We start from the raw sequence: 18,092 nt of genomic DNA on the forward strand, positions 1-18,092 counted from the left end.
GGAAACTCGCCCACATCTGCTTCGGCGTGTTCAAGAACCGTCGTCCCTACCAGCCCGATTACGCTTCTGCGGCTTGACGGGAAAGACGGTATCTTGGCGGTTCAATCTTCTGGCCGCTGGCCGCTGGCCGCTGGCCGCGCATCATCCCCGCGACGGCCGTCCGCTCATGCTAGGATTTCGCCGCCGGGCGGGGGTCGTCCGGGGCGGCGGTCCGGCCTGGTCCGCGCGCGGCTTGATTTGAGGCAGGCAGTCGAGACGATCATATCTATGGAATCCATCCCAGCGCGCCCCGGTGCCGCGACCGCGCCGGGCGACATCCGTCGTGTCGCCACCGCGATCCGGCGACGGGTGCTCGAACACACCCTCGAGAACAACGGCGGCTATCTCAGCCAGGCCTGTTCCTCGGCCGAGATCCTCGCCACCCTCTATCTCGGGGTGATGCGGCTCGGGCCGAGCACGGCCCCGCCCACCCCGCGGCCCTTCGCCGGGGTGCCCGGTGCGGACAATCCGCACGCCTTCACCGGCGCCGACTACAACGGCGCGCCCGCGCCCGAGCTCGATCGCTTCATCTTCTCCCCGGTGCACTATGCGCTGGTGCTCTACTCGCTGTTGATCGAACTCGGTCGACTGGGGCCGGATGCGCTCGATGCGTTCAACCGCGACGGCAGCACCGTCGAGCTGATCGGTGCCGAGCACTCGCCGGGTCACGAGGTCACCGCCGGGTCGCTGGGTCAGGCGTTGAGTCAGGCCGGCGGGATCGCGCTGGCGCGTCGGCTGCGCGGCGACACCGGTCGGGTGTGGGTGTTCATGTCCGACGGCGAGTTCCAGGAGGGACAGACCTGGGAGGCCTTCGCCGCGCTGGCGCATCACCGGCTCGGCAACATCGGGGTCTATGTCGACGCCAACGCCCAGCAGTGCGACGGCCCGATGGACACGGTGATGACCACCGAGCCGCTGGCCGCGCGGCTGCGCGCCTTCGGCGCCGAGGTGCGCGAGGTCGACGGTCACGACCCCGTGGCGCTGGCCGAGGCCGGGGAGGGGGTCGGGGAGGACGGCGTCCCGCGGGTGGTGATCGCCCGCACCGATCCCTGTCGCGGCATCGACCGGTTGCGCGAGCGCTGGCCCAAGCTCCACTACGTGCGCTTCAAGAACGAGGCGGAGTTCAATCTGTATCGCGGCCTGCTCGCGGGCCTGTCCGAGGGGGATGCCTGATGGAGATCGTGCAGCGGCCGCACCGCGACAACCTGGTGCGCTGGGCCGAGCAGCGGCCCGAGGTGCTGGTGCTCTCGGCCGACCTGACCAGCTCGTGCGAGGCCGACGGCTTCCGCGACGCCTATCCCGAGCGCTTCTTCTCGATGGGCATGGCCGAGCAGAACATGATGGGCTTCGCCGCCGGGTTGGCGCGCGAGGGCTTCTTCCCCTATGTCCACACCTTCGCGGTCTTCGTCTCGCGCCGCCCCTTCGACCAGGTGGCGATGTCGATCGCCTACCCGAATCTGCCGGTGCGACTGATCGGCTTCCTGCCGGGGATCACCACCCCGGGCGGCGTCACCCACCAGGCGGTCGACGACATCGGGCTGATGCGTCTGCTGCCGAACATGACGGTGCTCGAGTGCGGGGACGCCACCGAGGTCGAGCAGGTGCTCGACCTCGCCCAGGCGGTGCCGGGGCCGGTCTATGTGCGCATGCTGCGCGGCGAGGTGCCGCGGCTGTTCGACCCCGCCGAGCCGATGGTGCTGGGGCGGGCGCGGCTGCTCGGCGAGGGCGAGGACCTGATCGTGCTCTCCTCCGGGATCTGCACCGAGGAGGCGCTGCGCGCCACCGGCGCGTTGCGCGCCCACGGGCTCTCGGTCGGTCATCTGCACGTCTCCACCCTCAAGCCGTTCGACGACCCCCGGGTGCGCGCGGCGCTCGCCAGCGCCCGGCTCGGGGTCATCACCCTGGAGAACCACAGCATCGTCGGCGGGCTCGGCTCGGCGGTGGCCGAGCTCATGGCCGAGCGCGGCATCGGCGCCCGGCTGATCCGTCTCGGGCTGCGCGACACCTATGCCCACGGCGCCAGTCGTCAGTACCTGATGCGCGAGTACGGGCTCGACGCCATGGCCCTGGTGCGCGCCGCCGAGCGGCTGGTCGGTGAGCCGCTGGGCATCGACGAGGACGCACTCGCCGCGGTGCGCCTGGAGACCATGGGGCGCGCCGAGCGGACCGAGGACCTCTGAGGTCGTGGCGCCCGTGCTCGAGACCGCGCGGCTGCGGCTGCGTCAGTGGCACGGGCGCGACCTCGCCCCCTTCGCCGCGCTCAACGCCGATCCCCGGGTGATGGCCTGGCTGCCGCGTCCGCTCAGTCGCGCCGAGAGCGCGGCCATGGCGGCGCGCTGCCGGCGCTTGATCGCCGTCCAGGGCTGGGGCTTCTGGGCCGTGGAGACGCGCGCCGAGGGTGCTTTTCTCGGGCTCGTCGGGCTGCATCGCTGTGGCGTCGAGCTGCCTTTCGCACCCGCCGTCGAGATCGGCTGGCGTCTGGCCCGTCACGCCTGGGGCCAGGGCTATGCCGGCGAGGCGGCGCGCGCGGCGCTGGGCTTCGGCTTCACGCGTCTCGGGCTCGACGAGATCGTCGCCTTCACCAGTCTCCACAACCAGCGCTCGCTGGCGCTGATGGCGCGTCTCGGCATGCGCGCCGATCCCCAACCCTTCGAGCACCCGGCGCTGCCGCCGGGACACCGCCTGCGCGCGCACCGGCTGTGTCGTCTGGCGCGCGCCGACTGGCGCGACACGGCGGCGTCCGACCCGGCGCGCGACCATCGGGGCGGGATCGGCTAGTCTATGGCCCTCGATCGTCACCGGACCCCATCGTCATGCAGGACAGCACCCGGCTCGCGCTGAGCGGCGAGCGACTGACCGCCACCTATCACCTGCGTGCGAGCGCCGCCGAGGCCGAGGCGCGCGCGCGGGCGATCTGCGTCGAGCAGACCGTCGAGTTCCCCCCCGAGCTGATCGCCGAGACCGCGATCCATGATCAGGTCATCGGTGAGGTGCGCGCGCTGCGCCCGCTCGCGCCGGGGCGCTTCGAGCTGGTGGTGGCCTATCCGGTGGAAGCGGCGGGGGCCGAGCTGACCCAGCTGATCAATCTGCTGTTCGGCAACATCAGCATCCAGCCTGGGGTGCGGCTGGTCGATCTCGAGTTGCCGCCGGGGCTCGCCGCCGGTTATCGCGGTCCGCGCTTCGGGCGCGAGGGGCTGCGTGCCTGTTGCGGCGATCCGGCGCGCCCGCTGCTCTGCACCGCGCTCAAGCCGATGGGGCGCTCGCCCGCCGAGCTGGCCGAGCTGGCCTACCGGCTGGCGCGCGGCGGCATCGACCTGATCAAGGACGACCACGGGCTCACCGATCAGTCCTTCTGTCGCTTCGAGCCCCGGGTGCGGCTGTGCGCCGAGGCGGTGGCCCGCGCCAACCGCGAGTGCGGCGGTCACACCCGCTATCTGCCCAATGTCACCGCCCCGGCCGGCGAGCTGAGGGCGCGCGCGCAGCTGGCGCGTGCGGTCGGTGCCGGCGGGTTGCTGGTCTGTCCCGGGCTGGTCGGGTTCGATGCCATGCGCGCGCTGGCCGATGACGACACCCTGGGGCTGCCGATCCTCGCCCATCCCGCCTTCCAGGGCGCGCACTGCGCCAACCCCGACGGCGGGCTCGCCCACGGCGTGCTCTATGGCCTGTTCAACCGGCTGGCCGGGGCCGATGCGACCATCTTCCCGAGCTGGGGCGGGCGTTTCGCCTATACCGCGGAGGAATGTCGTGCGCTGGTCGCCGGTGCCAGCCGTCCCTTCGCCGGGCTGCGCCCGATCCTCCCGGTCCCGGCCGGCGGGATGCGGCTCGATCGGGTCGGCGAACTACTCGAATTCTATGGTCGCGACGCCATTCTCTTGATCGGGGGCGATCTGCATCGCGGAGACCTGAGCGCCAACTGCGCCAGGTTCGTCGCCGCCGCGACGGCCTGAGGCCGGTGCCGGGGACGGGCACGACGACCATGCACGAGGGAACGGAGACCCACCGCCGTCCGCTCCGTTGTCGTCATCCGGCGTGCGCCCCTGCGCATGCCCTGCCCGGAGGTGATTGCCCGTGATACGCTGGTTCCCGAGCCGGTCGACTCGAACACATCCGCTGCTCGGTCGGCGCGCCCTGGTCTTCGCCCTGGCCAGCGCCCTCTGTCTGACGCTGGCGCTGGGCATCGTCTACGGGCGCGAACCGGTCTATCGCGCCACCGCTTCGGTGCTCACGGTCAAGCCCAAGGCGGTCGATGCACCGAGCGCTACCGCCGATCCCGAACACGTGATGATCCAGCGTCGGCTGCTGCTCGGCGAGTCGCTGCTCGGTCGGCTCGCCATCGATCTGGCCGAGGCCGGGCTGGCGGTCGATGTGGCGGCGCTGCGCACGCGGCTCGCCGTCGAGCCGATCCCCGAGACCAACCTGCTCGAACTGCGCGCCGAGGGCGGTGACCCGGAGCGTCTGGCGGCGATCGTCAATCACTGGGTGCGGGCCTACGAACGGCTGCGCGCCGAGCAGGTCTCGGCCAGCGCCGGGCGCACCACCACCGAGCTCGAAGAGGAACAGGCGCGGCTGGAGCGGCGCATCGAGTCGGCGCGCGCCGAACTCGAGACCTTCGCCGCCGAGCACGACATCGTCGGCATCGAGCGCGCCGAGAGTCGCGCGCTCGCCGAGCTCGAGGATCTCAACGACGCACTCGGCAAGGCGCGCAACCGCGAGGTCGAGGCACTCGCCCGGCTGCGTGCGCTCGACGAGGCGGTGGCGCGCGGCGAGCGACTGATCCCGCGCGAGCAGCAGAACGACATCGCCCGGCTGCAACGCTATGTCGAGCGTGGCCGCGAGCGGCTCGATCAGCTCTATGCCCGCTACACCCAGGCCTATATCGATCGCGATCCGGCGTTGCGCGATCTGCCCGGCGAGCAGGCCGCGCTCGAGCAGTCGTTGGAGCGTGCGCTGCTGGTCGCGCGCATCACTGTCCGCGACGAGGCCCGTCAGGAGCTGGATGCGGCACGCGAGACCGTCGCCCTGCTCGAGGACGATCTCGATCGTCAGCAGCGCGCGGTGCAGACCTTCTCGCGCCACTTCGCCACCTTCGAGGGGCTGCGCGAGGGACTCGACGGGCTCGAGACGCGTTTTGCCGAGAACGCCCAGCGACTCGCCGAGATCGCGCTGCGCGACTTCGAGCAGTATCCGCCGATCCAGGTGGTCGAGTGGGCCTATGCGCCGAGCGCGCCGATTCGCCCCGACTATGCCCGCGATCTGCCGATCGCACTCGCCGCCGCGCTCCTCGCCGCGCTCTTCCTGACCTGGCTGACCGACTATCTCGGCGAGCGCTCCACGGCGCCGCGGGTCTCCTATCTCGGGGTGCGCATCGAGCGTGGCGAGGACGGTGACGGGGTGCGCCTGGTCGAATCCGCAGCGCCGGCGCCCGAGGACGGTGCCGGGCAGTCGGCGACGCTCGAGGCGCCGCGCGCGCGCGCGGCGGTGATCGACCTGCCGCGGTTGCCACGGCTGCTCGATCCGGCCGAGATCGAGCTGCTGTTGCGTGATGTCGATACCGAGGTGCGTGGTCACTGCGCGCTCTTGCTCTCGGGGGTCACCCCGGCGGAGCTGATGCTGCTCGATCGCGACTGCTTCGACCCGGTCGCGGGCACGCTCTCGGTGCCGGGCGCGGGGCGGCGCGAGCTGGCGCTCGCGCCCGGGGCCTGGGGCCGGCTCGAACCGCTGCTCGATGGTCTGAGACGCGGTATCGGGCCACTCGCCGCCGAGCGACTCGACCGTGCGCTGGGCAAGGCCGCCGGGGCCTCGATGTTGCCTGAGCGGCGTGGGGTCGACGCCCAGGCGCTGTGGCACAGTTATCTGGTGTATCTGGCGCACCAGGGCGCCGATTTCGAGTGGTTGCAGCGTCGGGTCGGTCCGCTGGCCCCGGAGCTGCGCTCGGCGTTGCGCAAGTTCATGGTGGCCGGTGAGCGCGGCGAGGGGATCGACTGGGTCCATCCGGTCTTGCGTGACTGACAATCGATGGAGGGTTGGAGATGGCACTGAGGATCAAGAGTCACTGGTCGGACCCGGACCGTGCGCGCTCGCTCGACGAGGTCGCCGGCGCGCTGGCCTTCATCGCCTGGCGCATCGCCCTCGATCGCGCGATCAACCTGCACTGCGAGCGCTTCGTCTATCGCGACGACGCCCAGCGTCTGGCGGTGATCGAGGAGTATCTGGTGTTCCTCATCCAGATCGCCGATCGGCTCGCCCATGCCCGTCTCGACGAGGACCGGCGGCGCGACCTGATCACCGGGTTCGCGCGTCGGGTCTTCGATCACGTCCAGGACAACGCCACCGACCTGCTCGGGCCGGGGGCGCACGGCGCGGCCTTCATCGAGCGGCTCAACGCCCGCTCCGGGGAGTATGCCGAGTACGGCTTCACCGACGAGGGACCGAGCTATGCGCTGCTGCGGCACCTCGGCTTCGAGATCCAGCGCCTGATGGGCGAGGGGCAGGAGAATCGCTGGGTGATCGATCAGGTGATGGACCAGGACGGCTGGGAGGCTTACCGCCGCTTCGATCGCGCCTTCGCTGACCTGTTCGAGTCCGACCCCGTCTGATCCGCTCCGGCGTCGCGCTCGCGGCGCGCCAGCGCCATGCCGCCGAGGATCAGCGCCAGGGCGAGCAGGTGGCGGGAGGCGAGCGGCTCGCCGAGCAGTCCCACCCCCACCCCCAGCGCCCACAGCGGGATCAGATAGTTGAGCTGGGAGACGAAGGCCGCGCCGGCGCGCTTGACCAGTCGCATGTAGAGGATCGCTGCGAGCGCGGTCGAACCGCCGCCGAGGGCGAGCAGTGCCAGCAGGTGGCGCTCCTCGGGGTGGATTGCGGTCGGTGTCGCCGGCAGTGCGAGCAGTGTCGGCAGCAACATCAGGGTCGCCAGGGTGGTGGTTGCCGCGGCGCTGTAGAGGGCGTCGCTCGGAGGCCGCAGTCGCGTCAGGATGGCGGCCACGGCATAGCTGCAGACGCCGAGCAGGATCACTCCCATCGCCGGCAGTCGCGCCGGGTCGACATCGCCCCAGGCCGCCGGTCCAATGAGCACCACGATCCCACAGAAGCCGACGAGGAAGCCGCCGGCGCGGTGTCGGGTGATGCGCTCGCCGGGTACGAGATAGTGCGCCATGCCGAGGGTGGCCAGCGGCATCGTCGCCATCAGGATGCCGGCCTGGGCGCTGGCGATCGTCTGCTGTCCCCAGGTCACCAGCGAATAGGGCAGGGCGTTGCCGAACAGCGCGATCAGCACATAGGCGCCCCACAGCCGTGCGCTGTGCGCCGGACGGCGGGCGAACAGCAGCGCCGCCGGGAGCAGCAGGGCGCAGGCGATCAGCAGCCGGGCGGCGACCACCAGCTGAACCGGCAGCGCCTCGACGCCGATCCCGGTGAGCGCGAAGGCCGAGCCCCAGAGTGCGGTGAGCGCGAGGAGCAGCAGCCAGTCGGTCGGGCGGTGGTGCATGGGGCAGGAGCCTGGGCGGTTCGATCAAGGGGGGCGGTATGTCATGGTGCGGGCTCGGGCGCGCGTCGCCCCATTTCGGGGCCGATGGGGCACGGGCGATGCTCGCAATCGCTGATCCGGGTCATTGTCGGAGCGTGCAAATCCATTGCAACGGTTGTGGTTGGGGGTTTTGCCCTTGCTTTTCGCCGGTCCCGGCATCATGATCCACGGCACTGCCGCAGTCCATCGCACCGCGTCCGTTCTCCTCCCCGGAGAAGCTCCTGAGACGCCATCACAGTCGATGCGGTAGCCCTCATAGCGAATCCACTCGGTCGCCGACATCGCGGTCTGTATCTTCCGCCTGGACCGAGTCTTGGGAGAAGATCAAGTATGTCCATTAAGATAGGCGGCGACACTCTCGCGCTCGATGCCGATATTCGTCGTCAGATTGAATCCGAGGCCAAGAAGCTCGAGGATCGCTTCACCGATGAGCGGATCGAGACGCAGGCCACCATCCAGGAGGAGTTCGACCGGTTGCACGGTCATCGCGTGCGCTGTGAACTCCGCATCAAACTCGCGCAGGGTCGCCAGTTGGTGGTGCGCGATGCCAGCAAGACCGCCGTCGAGGCGATCACCGGGGTGTTCGGCGCGGCGCGGCGCAGCGTGCGTCGGGTGCGCTGGCAGGGTGTGCTCGAGCGGACACCGGCCGGTCAGTCCGGCGAGCACGCCACCGAGATGGCTGGTCACTGAACCGGCCTCGTGCCGGGATGAGCGCCGCCATCCCGGCCGCTCCCGCCACCCCGCCCGGGCTTCGCTCTGTCCCTCACCGTCCCCACATCCTTCGCCATGGGCGGACGCGGGTATGCGTATCCGGCGTCCGCGTCGACTTCGAGCGATCGTCGTGCGCGGTGGTCGCGACCGTAGAACAGGAGTTACTCGAACATGAAGGTTGCAATCATTGGCGGGACCGGCTTCGTCGGTGCCCATCTGATCGATCATCTGCTCGCCGCCGGTCATGTGCCCCGGCTGCTGGTGCGCCCGGGCAGCGAGTCCAAGGTCGAGCGTGGCGTCGAGTGCGAGCTGGTGCCCGGCACCGTGGCCGAGCGCGGCGCGCTCGATGCCTGCGTGCGCGGCGCCGATGCGGTGATCTATCTGATCGGCATCCTGCGCGAGTTCCCGGCGCGCGGCATCACCTTCGAGGCGCTGCAGCATCAGGGCGTGGTCGACACCATCGCCGCGGCCCAGGCCGCCGGCGTGGGTCGCTTCCTGCTCATGAGCGCCAATGGGGTGCGACCCGATGGGACTGCCTACCAACGCACCAAGTTCGCCGCCGAGGAGGCACTCAAGACCTCGGGGCTGGCCTGGACCATCTTCCGCCCCTCGGTGATCTTCGGCGACCCGCGCGGGCGCATGGAGTTCTGCTCGCAGCTCAACAAGGACATCATCGCCGCGCCGATCCCGGCGCCGCTGTTCTACGACGGGCTGCTGCCGCAGCAGGCCGGGGCCTTCGAGCTGGCGCCGGTGCATATCGACGATGTCGCCCGCGCCTTCACCCTGGCGCTCGGCGAGCCGCGCACCGAGTCCCAGACCTACAGCCTGTGTGGCCCGCAGCGGCTGAGCTGGAAGGCGATCCTCGGCACCATCGCCGCGGCCGTCGGCAAGCAGAAGGCGATGGTGCCGGCGCCGGTGTTCGCGGTCCGGGCGATGGCCGGGCTGTTCGATCGCTATCCCTGGTTCCCGATCAGTCGCGACCAGATCCAGATGCTGCTCGAGAGCAACGTCTGCAGCGAGAACGACAGCTTCGCCCGGCTCGGTCTGACCCCGACCCCGTTCAACGTCGATCAGCTCGGCTATCTCAACGGCTGACCCGGCTCAGCGCCTGATCGCCAGCACCAGGTCCATGACGTTGGTGCCGGTGGGGCCGGTGCGCAGCAGCTCGCCGGTGGCGGCGAACAGGCTGCCGGCGTCGGCGCCGGCGAGATGCTCGGCGGGGTCGAGTCCGAGCCGACGTGCCCGCGTGCAGCTCGCCCCGTCGATCAGCGCCCCGGCGTCCTCGGTGGGCCCGTCGCTGCCGTCGCTGCCGGCGCTGAGCAGGGTGACGTCGTCGCGGTCGTCGAGGGCGATGGCCGCGGCCAGCGCGAGGTGCTGGTTGCGACCGCCGCGTCCGGGGCGGGGCGGTAGCCTGACCGTGGTCTCGCCGCTCCACAGATAGAGCCCCGGCGTGGTCGTGGCGGCGAGCCGGGTGGCCAGGCGCTGACCGGCGACGGCGGCCTCTCCGGTGAGCGGCTGGGGGTGCGGCCAGGTGGCGAGTCCCTGCGCACGGGCGTGTGCGAGCGCGGCGGCGCGGGCGTGGGCGGCGGTGGCCACCAACTCGATCTCCGGGCCGGGGCCGAGGCCGGGGCCGGTGGGCGCGGGGCGCGCGGCCAGTCCGTGGCGGACCAGCCGGTCGAGCCAGTCGGGCAGTCCGTGCAGCCCGGTGCAGCGGGCTGCCAGCTCCGGTTCGGGCACCAAGAGCCCGGAGCCGATCACCCCGGGGTCGTCGCCGGGGACGTCGGAGATCGCCAGCACCCGGGGTGTGCACCCCGCCGGGCAGGCGGCGAGCAGTCCGCCGGCCTTGATCCGCGACAGCGCCTTGCGCACCAGATTCATCGTCGCGATCGGTTGGCCGCTGGCGAGCAGCCAGTCGTTGACCCGCACCAGGGTGTCGAGATCGACCCCGGCGACCGGTACCTCGACCAGGCTCGAGGCCCCGCCGGAGATCAGCAAGAGTGGCTCGACCCCGGCGGGCAACGCGGCGAGCCGCGCGATCAGCGCGCGCCCGGCATCGAGGCTGCCGGCATCGGGCAGCGGGTGGCCGCCGCAACGGCAATCGAGTCGGGGGAAGTCGGCCGGGTCGACATGGCCCGCCTTGGTGATCAGCAGGCCGCCGGTGATCCTCTCCTCGCCGAGGGCGTCAAAGGCGCCTCGGGCCATGGCGGCCGCGGCCTTGCCGATGGCGAACAGCTCGACCGGGTGAGGCGGCGCGCGCGCCTCCAGTGCGCGGGTGACCGCCCGGGTGCCGCCGACGGCTGCGATCGCCGCCATGAAGCAGTCGATGAGCAGGCGCCGCTCGTCGGTCATTCCCGGGATCAGCCCTTGCGGGTGACCTGATCGCGCAGATAGACGGGGATGGCCAGCTCCGGCACCACCTCGTGACCGAGCCGGTGCTCGGCCTCGGCGAGCACCGCCAGGTCACGCGCCTCGCAGACCCCTTCCTCGAGCACCCCGGCGAGTGCCGTGCCGATCTGCGGGCGCAGCCGTTCCGCATAGGCCGCCCAGCCGGGACCGACCCCGTACCAACCCTCGCCCTCGGGTGCTGGCACCGCTTCGGGGGCACAGACGCGCTCGCTGCCGCGCGCCTCGGCCAGCCCGGCTTCGTTGATCTCGAAGGCCCCCCAGTAGACCTCGTCCATGCGCGCATCGAGCGCCACCAGCAGCCGGGTGTGACCGCTGCGACGGTAGGCGCCCTGGGCGATCGCCGCCAGGGTCGAGACCGGGATCACCGGCTGGTCGACGCCGAAGGCCACGCCCTGGATCACCGAGGCTGCGATCCGCACCCCGGTGAAGGACCCCGGCCCGCGCGCGAAGGCGAGCGCGTCGAGATCGGTGAGCCGCAGCCCGGCCTCGTCGACGAGCTGCTGCATCATCGGCAGGATGAGTTCGGCGTGGCGTCTGGGAGCGGTCTCGAGGCGCTGGGTCAGGGTCCCGTCCTGCAACAGGGCGGCTGAACAGGTCTCACCTGAGGTGTCGATCGCGAGGAGCTTCATGATGGTGGGATTACCGGGGTGATCGATGGTGCCCGTCGAGGACGGGCGATGACGCCGGGGCCGGGGCCCCGGCGGGCCGGGGCGGGCGGGATCAGGCGAAGTCGCGCAGCACCGCCTGGGTTTGCTCCGTGGTCAGGCGCGGGCCGAGGCTGGTGACCAGTCGCGCCGAGGCCGCCGAGGCCAGATCGCCGGCGCGCTGATGATCCCAGCCCTGGCTGAGACCATAGAGGAAGGCACCGGCGAACATGTCGCCGGCGCCGACGGTGTCGACCGCCTTGACCGGCACCGGAGCGATCTCGAGCATCTGTGCGCCGTCCCACACCAGCGCGCCCTGCGGGCCGCGGGTGATGGCGAAGCTGCGGCTGAGGGTCTTGAGATAGGTGATGGCGTCGCCGAGGTCCTCGCTGCCGGCCATGCCCATGGCCTCGAACTCGTTGGCGAACAGCAGGTCGACGCCCGAGCCGATCATCTCCAGCAGGCCGTCCTTGAAGAACTTCACCATGTTGGGGTCGGAGAGCGAGAAGGCGGTCTTGACGCCGGCCTCGTCGGCGATGCGCTTGGCCGCCTTGGCCGCCTCGCGGGCGCTGTCGGAGGTGACCAGATAGCCCTCGGTGTAGAACCAGCCCGAGTCGCGCAGCGCCTCCTCGACCAGTTCGTTGGTCGACAGCCCCTGGCTGATGCCGAGGAAGGTACACATGGTGCGATCGCTGTCGGGGGTGACCAGCACCACGCAGCGACCGGTGTCGCCGGCCTCCTTCTTGGTGTGGAGGTTGGTGTCGATACCGCCCTCGACCAGGTCCTGCATGTAGAAGTGCCCGAGTTCGTCGTCGGCGACCTTGCAGGAATAGAAACCGCTGCCGCCGAACTGACCGACCGCGATCACGGAGTTGGCCGCCGACCCGCCCGAGCCGCGCTGATGGTGACGCTCACGGAGGTGGTCCATGATCGCTGCCTGCTGCTGCTCGTCGACCAGGGTCATCACGCCCTTGTCGATGCCGAGGATGCCGAGGTCGTTGGGGTCGACCTCGAACTCCATGTCGACGAGTGCGTTACCGATCCCATAGATGTCGTACTTGGCCATAGTGTCTCCGTGCTCCTGAAGTCGAGGGGGCACATTGTACAGATGTCGCTCGGGGGTGCAGGGCGGCGATGTGCTCAGTCGCGACCGGCGCGGTCGACGCGTCCGCCCTTGCAGCCAGCCGCGCGCGGCGGTGCGGCGCGCAGCAGTGCGTCGAGTCCGCGTCCGGCCTCGATCGGCCCCTTGAGGGCGAGGCGCAGCTCGCTGATCAGGCCGTCGTGACAGACCAGCTGCACCCGCTCGCCCGCGCCCTTGCTGAAGGCCCTGTCGAAGGCCGCGCGTACCTCGCTCGCGCGCAGGTGCTGGCCGATGCGCGAGACGAAGAGGTCGCGGACCGGCGAAGCGTTGAGCGCGGCCAGGAGTCGCAGCGAGTCGGCGAAATAGCCCTCGGGGTCGTCGCCGTAGCAGCTGCCGTGCTTGACCCACTCGTGACGGTGCAGGGCCGAGCGCGTGCCCGGCATCACCCGGTCGAGTTCGCGTCGGGTGTCGGGCGCGAGTGCGAGCGCCGGCAGACGCTGCCAGTCGCCGTCGCGCGACAGCGCCCGTGCCTTCGCCGGGACATCGCAATAGACGTTGTCGCGCGGTTGCGGCCATAGTCCGTGGAGCGAGAAGGCGCGGGCATCGAAGCGTTGCGGGGTCTGGTCGCGGCACTCCGGTGCGCGGCCACGGCGCTCGCAGAAGGCCGGCTGCCAGCTCACCGCGAGCAGATAGCGCGGTTCGCCGGTTGGGGCGGGCGGCGTGGCCGTGTCGGCGACCTCGACCAGCCGACCGCAGTCGTGCGCCACCCAACGCTGGGACGGCTCGACGCCCTGCAGACGCAGCAGATAGTGGCTGGGCTGGTCGGGGCGGTTGGCACCGACCACCGGGTAGCGCGCGCCCGGGTCGAGATGGATCGCCCCCGGGTTGGCGTCGTGACGGATGGCGACGGTGGCCGGGCAGGCGCGTTCGGCGATCAGGGTCGCCGAGAGCGGCGCGGCGCGCAGCGGCGCGAGCGCGCCGAGCGCGAGCAGCAGCGCCGCCGTCGCGCGCCATGTCGGCAGCGGTCTGATCGATGGGGTTCGGGTCATACGGTCACGTCCTCGCTGGCGCGGGCCCGGCGCGTGCCGGGCCGATCAATGTGGGTGCGGGTGCGCGGGCGAGGGCAGCTGACGGTATTCCGAGCAGCGTCGTGGCGTCGGCACGCCCTTGCCGGGGTTGAGCAGTCCCGCTGGGTCGAAGGCCGATTTTACCGCGTGGAACTGGGCCAGTTCGCGGGCGCTGAACTGTACGCACATCTGTCCGAGCTTCTCCACCCCGACCCCGTGCTCGCCGGTGATGGTGCCGCCGACCTCGACGCACAGCTCGAGCAGACGGGCGCCGAGCGCCTCGGTGCGTTCGAGTTCGCCGGGACGGTTGGCGTCGAACAGGATCAATGGGTGCAGGTTGCCGTCGCCGGCGTGGAACACGTTGGCCACCGCCAGGTCGTGCTCGGCGGCCAGCTCGGCGGTGCGGCGCAGCACCTCGGGCAGGGCGCGGCGTGGGATGGTGCCGTCCATGCAGTAGTAGTCGGGGGAGATCCGACCGACGGCGGGGAAGGCCGACTTGCGCCCCTGCCAGAAGCGCGCGCGTTCGGCCTCATCGCGCGAGACCCGCACCTCGGTGGCGCCGGCGCGCGCGAGCAGGGTCTCGACCGCCTCGACCTGGGCGGCGACCTCGGCCTCGGTGCCGTCGAGCTCGCAGAGCAGGATGGCGGCGGCCTCGACCGGGTAGCCGGCACCGATGAAGTCCTCGGCGGCGCGGATCGCCGGGCCGTCCATCATCTCCAGCCCCGCCGGGAGGATGCCGGCGGCGATGATCTCGCCCACCGCCGCGCCGGCCCGACCGACGTCGTCGAAGGCGGCGAGCAGCGCGCGCGCCAGCGGCGGGCGGGGCAGCAGCCGTACCGTCACCTCGACGGTGATCCCGAGCATCCCCTCGGAGCCGATATAGAGCGCGAGCAGGTCGTAGCCGGGGCCGTCGAGCGCCTCGCCGCCGAGTTCGATCAGCTCGCCCTCGGCGCTGACCAGCTTGAGCGCGAGCACGTTGTGCACCGTCAGGCCGTATTTCAGACAGTGCACCCCGCCCGAGTTCTCGGCGACGTTGCCGCCGATGGTGCAGGCGATCTGGCTGGAGGGGTCGGGGGCGTAGTAGAGCCCGTGGGCGGCGGCCGCCTCGCTGATGGCGAGGTTGCGCACCCCGGGCTGGACCCGCGCCAGCCGCGCCTCGGGGTCGAGTGCGAGGATGCGGTCGAGCCGCGCCAGGCTGAGCACGATGCCCTCGCCGCAGGGCAGGGCGCCGCCCGAGAGTCCGGTCCCGGCGCCGCGCGCGACCACCGGCACCCGACGCTGATGACACAGCCGCATCACTTGCTGCACCTCGGCGACATCGCGCGGCAGGACCACCAGCAGTGGCGTCTGGCGATAGACCGAGAGTCCGTCGCACTCGTAGGGGCGCACCTCCTCCTCGCGTGCGAGTACCGCCTCGGCGGGGAGGAAGGTGCGCAGCGCGCGCGCCAGTTCGGCACGGCTGGCGCACAGCTCGGGGTCGTCGAACGGACGTCCGGGTGGCTGGATCCGACTCATCGGCGGTCTCCTCGGCGCTGGTGTGATGGTGCGCCGTCGGTCGGGACGAACGACGGCATTTGAGCATCGGGTGCGCTTCGCGCTAGAATCGCCTCCCCCAGCACCCTTCTTGGGTGCCGGCACCCCTACCTCAAGGCTGGCGTAGCTCAGTTGGCAGAGCAACTGATTTGTAATCAGTAGGTCGTCGGTTCGAATCCGTCCGCCAGCTCCATTAAATCAATAACTTAGCACTGCATCCCGCCATCGACTACTTTGATGTGTGACGGAAAATGTGCCCCTTGATCGCGCGACTCGATCCGCGCTGCGTACTCGGCGAGATGCTCTGGAGCTAGGTGCGCATAGCGGCGCACCATCTCGAAGCTCGACCAGCCTCCCATCTCTTGGAGTGCGTGAAGCGGCGTCCCAGCCTGGACGTGCCAGCTCGCCCACGTGTGCCGGAGATCGTGCCAACGAAAGTCTGCAATCCCCGCCCGCTTGAGCGCTTTGTACCACGCGGCACTATTTGCCTCAGCGATCGGCTCCCAGCGCACACCGCCGCCCTTAACTCTGCGCTGATAGCAGAAGACACGCGTCGCGTGGCGACCGATCCAGCGACGCAACACCTGGACCGCGTCCGAGTTAAGCGAAACGCCGATGGCGCGCCGAGCCTTGGCCTGATCGGCGTGAATCCAGGCGACTCGGCGCGCCAGATCAACTTGACTCCACTCGAGCCCGGTGACGTTACTGGCTCGCAGCCCTGTCGCCAGAGTGAATCGCGCCATATCCGCCAGATGCTCCGGGAGCTCATCGATCAATCGGTCGGCCTCCTCGTGCGTCAGCCAGCGGATGCGCTGCTTGGGCTCTGGAAGCAGGCTGATTGCCGGCGCTCGGTCGATCCAGCGCCACTTGCGTTCCGCGCGTCGCAGGATCGCGCGCAGCACGGCCAGGGTTCGGTTGACGGTCGCATTGCTGACACCCGAGCCTTTGCGCCCCTTGATGACCTCATCCACGCGATCGATGTCGATCTCGTCCAGCATGACGTCGCCAAGGTGTGTGTCGAGCCAGCGCAAATGCATCAAGTCATCCCCGTGGCTGGCTTTGTGGCTGGTTTCGTCGATCCAACGCACCACGGCCTCCTGCCAGCTTTTGCGCGGCTTCTCGCCCAGCTTCGATTGCTGCCATAAGTCACGCTTCAGCTTCGCTTCATACCCTTCCGCGTCTTTGCGGTCGGATGTTCCAGTAGACTGGCGTATCTCTCGGCCGTCCGGCGTGGTGAACCTGCACCACCAGCGGCTGCTGTTCTTCCTGCGGTAGAGCATCTCTCACTCCTCGGCTCCGCCGCTCGCGCTGCACGGTCAGCATAGTGACCGCGCAGCCAGTCGGCCAGATCATCGTCGATGAACACCCAGTGCTTCCCTGGCTTCGCGCTCGGGATCTCGCCAGCGACAGCGCGCCGGCGCAGCGTCTCTGGGTGCATCCGCAGGAACTCTGCGGCCTCGTGCAGGTCGAGCGTCCTCATCGCGACCACTCCAGGCTGCGCCACTCATGCCGCCCCGCTCGCACAGTTACCGACCGCACCCCGGGCCGCCGCGCCCGCCGCCGGCCAATCCAGCGCGCGACAGTATGGCGATCGGCGTCGACCGCATCGGCGGCGGCGCTGATGCTTGCGCCGTGCTCGACCAGGTCGCGGGCGCGACGGCGAGCGGTTTCAGGGTGTGGTGTGCTCATACCGCCATCTCCATTTGCACGTCGCGCCTCGGCCCGTACTGATACTCCAGACGCACTCCTCGCAGCGCCTCGACTGCACTGGCTCTCTGGAGCCAGATCGATTTCAGTCTCCCGTCACCCCCTAGATCCTCGCCCATGGCGAGCTGCGCGCGCGTTATGTGGATACCGGCGTGGACGAGGCATTCCATAGCGGCCTCGATCTCGAGGATGGCTGGATCATTGTCTGGCACGATAGGGCCGTCCTTGCCCCAGCTCATCGTCGCGCGACCTCTTGCGCCAAGACCTCGTGATCGCCGCAGATCTCGACTGGACCGACGATGCCGGCGCGCTCCATTTCATCCATCAGTCGCGCTGCGCGGTTGCGGTCGATCTCGAGTTCGTGCCCTAGCTCGAAGGCTGAGATGTAGCGGGTCTTTGTGACGATCTGCACCGCCTCGTCGAGCAGTGGGTCGGTGGCCTCGGAGTCTCCGGCGCGCACCTCGCCGAACCCGAACACCGTCTCAAGCCGCGCGAGCAGGTTGCGCATCTGCAGCGCGAACAGCGCGAACTCGGCCTCAAAGCGTGCCGCCGGGTCCTCGATCTCGTCGTCGAGGGTGTCGAGCAGCCCCTCGGTCATGCGCAGCCGCTTCAGAGACAGGTCGTCGGCGAGGGTGAAGCTGAAGCGCTCGTCCCAGGTCAGCGCAAGCTTGACCGCGCGCTTGCCGGTGCGCAGGTGGGCGAGCGCCTCGTCGCTGGTGGGGTCGCCGCCGCTGATCCGCACCACGTCGGCCTCGTCGCTGGGGTCGCGCAGCTCGCAGGCGTCACCGGCGACGAAGTCGGCCGGGGCGCTGTCCTCGAGCAGCCAGCGCGAGAGCACCTCGGCGGGGTGCTCGCCCGGCGCCGGCAGCAGCGCCGACAGGCCGCCCAGGGTCTCGCGCAGCAGCGAGACGACATCCTCGGCCTGCTTCTCGGTGGCCGCGTCGATCACCATCCAGCCGCTCTTGGTATCGATATAGGCGAGGGTGTGGCGCGAGCGGGTGAAGGCGCGCGGCAGCATCTCGTCGACGATCTGCTCGCGCAGACGGCGCCGCTCGGTGCGACCGACCTCACGCGACTCGCCGGCCTCGATCTCGCCGATACGCTCCTCCAGCGCCTCCTTCACCGCCGCCGTCGGCAGCAGACGCTCCTGCTTGCGCGCGCAGATCAGCAGGCAGCCCTCGAGGGGATGGACCAGCGCGCCGCCGTCTTCGCCGAGCGGCGCGCTCCAGCCCATGGTCGCGGTCTCCAGCGGACCACAGGGGCGGAACCTGCGCCCGTCGAGCTGGGCCTCGAGTTCCTGGCCGTCGATGCGGACGGGCTGTTCGAGGCGATAGAGTCTGGCGTTCTTGAACATGATTGGCTCCTTGCCCGGCTCGGCG

General features: G+C 70.4%; 17 protein-coding genes, 1 tRNA gene and 1 pseudogene. 9 read left to right on the top strand and 10 right to left on the bottom strand.

Features of this window, described 5'->3' with window-relative positions:
- Positions 1 to 267: 267 nt before the first annotated feature.
- The 6 genes from EDC29_RS16335 (at position 268) to EDC29_RS16360 (ending at position 6,635) form a co-directional block, all read left to right on the top strand.
- Positions 268 to 1,212 (top strand): transketolase, encoded by a 945-nt coding sequence (locus tag EDC29_RS16335; RefSeq protein ID WP_123142204.1) that lies wholly within the window; start codon positions 268 to 270, stop codon positions 1,210 to 1,212.
- Complete coding sequence (locus tag EDC29_RS16340) at positions 1,212 to 2,219, top strand: transketolase family protein (protein ID WP_190287900.1); 1,008 nt, start codon at positions 1,212 to 1,214, stop codon at positions 2,217 to 2,219. The genes EDC29_RS16335 and EDC29_RS16340 overlap by 1 nt, the downstream gene beginning before the upstream one ends.
- 4 nt (positions 2,220 to 2,223) lie before the next feature.
- Positions 2,224 to 2,817, top strand: a complete 594-nt coding sequence (locus EDC29_RS16345) for a GNAT family N-acetyltransferase (protein WP_132230619.1) — start codon at positions 2,224 to 2,226, stop codon at positions 2,815 to 2,817.
- Positions 2,818 to 2,852: 35 nt separating this feature from the next.
- A complete protein-coding gene (locus tag EDC29_RS16350; RefSeq protein WP_123142203.1) occupies positions 2,853 to 3,986 on the top strand; it encodes a RuBisCO large subunit C-terminal-like domain-containing protein in 1,134 nt (377 codons plus the stop codon).
- Between the two features lie 121 nt (positions 3,987 to 4,107).
- Complete coding sequence (locus EDC29_RS16355; RefSeq protein ID WP_165913558.1) at positions 4,108 to 6,048, top strand: GumC domain-containing protein; 1,941 nt, start codon at positions 4,108 to 4,110, stop codon at positions 6,046 to 6,048.
- 20 nt (positions 6,049 to 6,068) lie between these two features.
- Positions 6,069 to 6,635: a hypothetical protein gene (locus tag EDC29_RS16360; protein ID WP_123142853.1), complete on the top strand. Its 567-nt coding sequence runs from the start codon at positions 6,069 to 6,071 to the stop codon at positions 6,633 to 6,635.
- Here EDC29_RS16360 and EDC29_RS16365 read toward each other — a convergent pair.
- Positions 6,581 to 7,525, bottom strand: a complete 945-nt coding sequence (locus tag EDC29_RS16365; RefSeq protein WP_132230621.1) for a DMT family transporter — start codon at positions 7,523 to 7,525, stop codon at positions 6,581 to 6,583. The genes EDC29_RS16360 and EDC29_RS16365 overlap by 55 nt on opposite strands.
- A gap of 369 nt (positions 7,526 to 7,894) precedes the next feature.
- Here EDC29_RS16365 and EDC29_RS16370 point away from each other — a divergent pair, with 369 nt between their 5' ends.
- Together EDC29_RS16370 and EDC29_RS16375 are read left to right on the top strand one after the other, a co-directional pair.
- Positions 7,895 to 8,254, top strand: a complete 360-nt coding sequence (locus EDC29_RS16370) for an HPF/RaiA family ribosome-associated protein (RefSeq protein ID WP_062275241.1) — start codon at positions 7,895 to 7,897, stop codon at positions 8,252 to 8,254.
- Between the two features lie 192 nt (positions 8,255 to 8,446).
- Positions 8,447 to 9,370, top strand: a complete 924-nt coding sequence (locus EDC29_RS16375) for an SDR family oxidoreductase (RefSeq protein WP_123142855.1) — start codon at positions 8,447 to 8,449, stop codon at positions 9,368 to 9,370.
- A 6-nt stretch (positions 9,371 to 9,376) separates the two neighbouring features.
- Here EDC29_RS16375 and EDC29_RS16380 read toward each other — a convergent pair whose 3' ends face one another.
- The 5 genes from EDC29_RS16380 to EDC29_RS16400 all read right to left on the bottom strand — a co-directional run bounded on the left by EDC29_RS16380 (position 9,377) and on the right by EDC29_RS16400 (position 14,988).
- The gene (locus tag EDC29_RS16380; protein WP_132230622.1) at positions 9,377 to 10,624 is read right to left on the bottom strand and encodes a glycerate kinase type-2 family protein; all 1,248 of its coding nucleotides are present in this window, start codon (positions 10,622 to 10,624) and stop codon (positions 9,377 to 9,379) included.
- Positions 10,625 to 10,632: 8 nt separating this feature from the next.
- Positions 10,633 to 11,310: a tRNA (adenosine(37)-N6)-threonylcarbamoyltransferase complex dimerization subunit type 1 TsaB gene (gene tsaB / locus EDC29_RS16385; RefSeq protein WP_123140126.1), complete on the bottom strand. Its 678-nt coding sequence runs from the start codon at positions 11,308 to 11,310 to the stop codon at positions 10,633 to 10,635.
- A gap of 91 nt (positions 11,311 to 11,401) precedes the next feature.
- Positions 11,402 to 12,391: an adenosine kinase gene (locus EDC29_RS16390; protein WP_123140127.1), complete on the bottom strand. Its 990-nt coding sequence runs from the start codon at positions 12,389 to 12,391 to the stop codon at positions 11,402 to 11,404.
- A gap of 74 nt (positions 12,392 to 12,465) precedes the next feature.
- Positions 12,466 to 13,455, bottom strand: coding sequence for a ribonuclease T2 family protein (locus EDC29_RS16395; RefSeq protein ID WP_132230623.1), 990 nt, complete (start codon positions 13,453 to 13,455; stop codon positions 12,466 to 12,468).
- A gap of 45 nt (positions 13,456 to 13,500) precedes the next feature.
- Entirely contained in the window at positions 13,501 to 14,988 is a 1,488-nt protein-coding gene (locus tag EDC29_RS16400; RefSeq protein ID WP_132230624.1) for an FAD-linked oxidase C-terminal domain-containing protein, read from the bottom strand.
- A gap of 135 nt (positions 14,989 to 15,123) precedes the next feature.
- Here EDC29_RS16400 and EDC29_RS16405 point away from each other — a divergent pair.
- A tRNA-Thr gene (locus EDC29_RS16405) sits at positions 15,124 to 15,199 on the top strand.
- A gap of 13 nt (positions 15,200 to 15,212) precedes the next feature.
- On the opposite strand, the gene EDC29_RS16410 is transcribed toward EDC29_RS16405, so the two are convergent.
- The 4 genes and pseudogenes from EDC29_RS16410 to EDC29_RS16425 all read right to left on the bottom strand — a co-directional run bounded on the left by EDC29_RS16410 (position 15,213) and on the right by EDC29_RS16425 (position 18,067).
- Positions 15,213 to 16,286, bottom strand: a complete 1,074-nt coding sequence (locus EDC29_RS16410) for a tyrosine-type recombinase/integrase (protein ID WP_132230625.1) — start codon at positions 16,284 to 16,286, stop codon at positions 15,213 to 15,215.
- Positions 16,287 to 16,342: 56 nt separating this feature from the next.
- Positions 16,343 to 16,486 (bottom strand): annotated as a pseudogene (locus EDC29_RS17715) (helix-turn-helix domain-containing protein); the annotation flags it as partial.
- Positions 16,487 to 16,691: 205 nt separating this feature from the next.
- Complete coding sequence (locus EDC29_RS16420) at positions 16,692 to 16,952, bottom strand: hypothetical protein (RefSeq protein ID WP_132230626.1); 261 nt, start codon at positions 16,950 to 16,952, stop codon at positions 16,692 to 16,694.
- Positions 16,949 to 18,067: a recombination-associated protein RdgC gene (locus EDC29_RS16425; RefSeq protein WP_132230627.1), complete on the bottom strand. Its 1,119-nt coding sequence runs from the start codon at positions 18,065 to 18,067 to the stop codon at positions 16,949 to 16,951. Before EDC29_RS16425 ends, EDC29_RS16420 begins: the two co-directional genes overlap by 4 nt.
- Between the last annotated feature and the right edge of the window lie 25 nt (positions 18,068 to 18,092).

The sequence above is a fragment of the Marichromatium gracile genome, assembly GCF_004343155.1.
In the GTDB taxonomy this organism is placed as follows: Bacteria; Pseudomonadota; Gammaproteobacteria; order Chromatiales; family Chromatiaceae; genus Marichromatium; species Marichromatium gracile.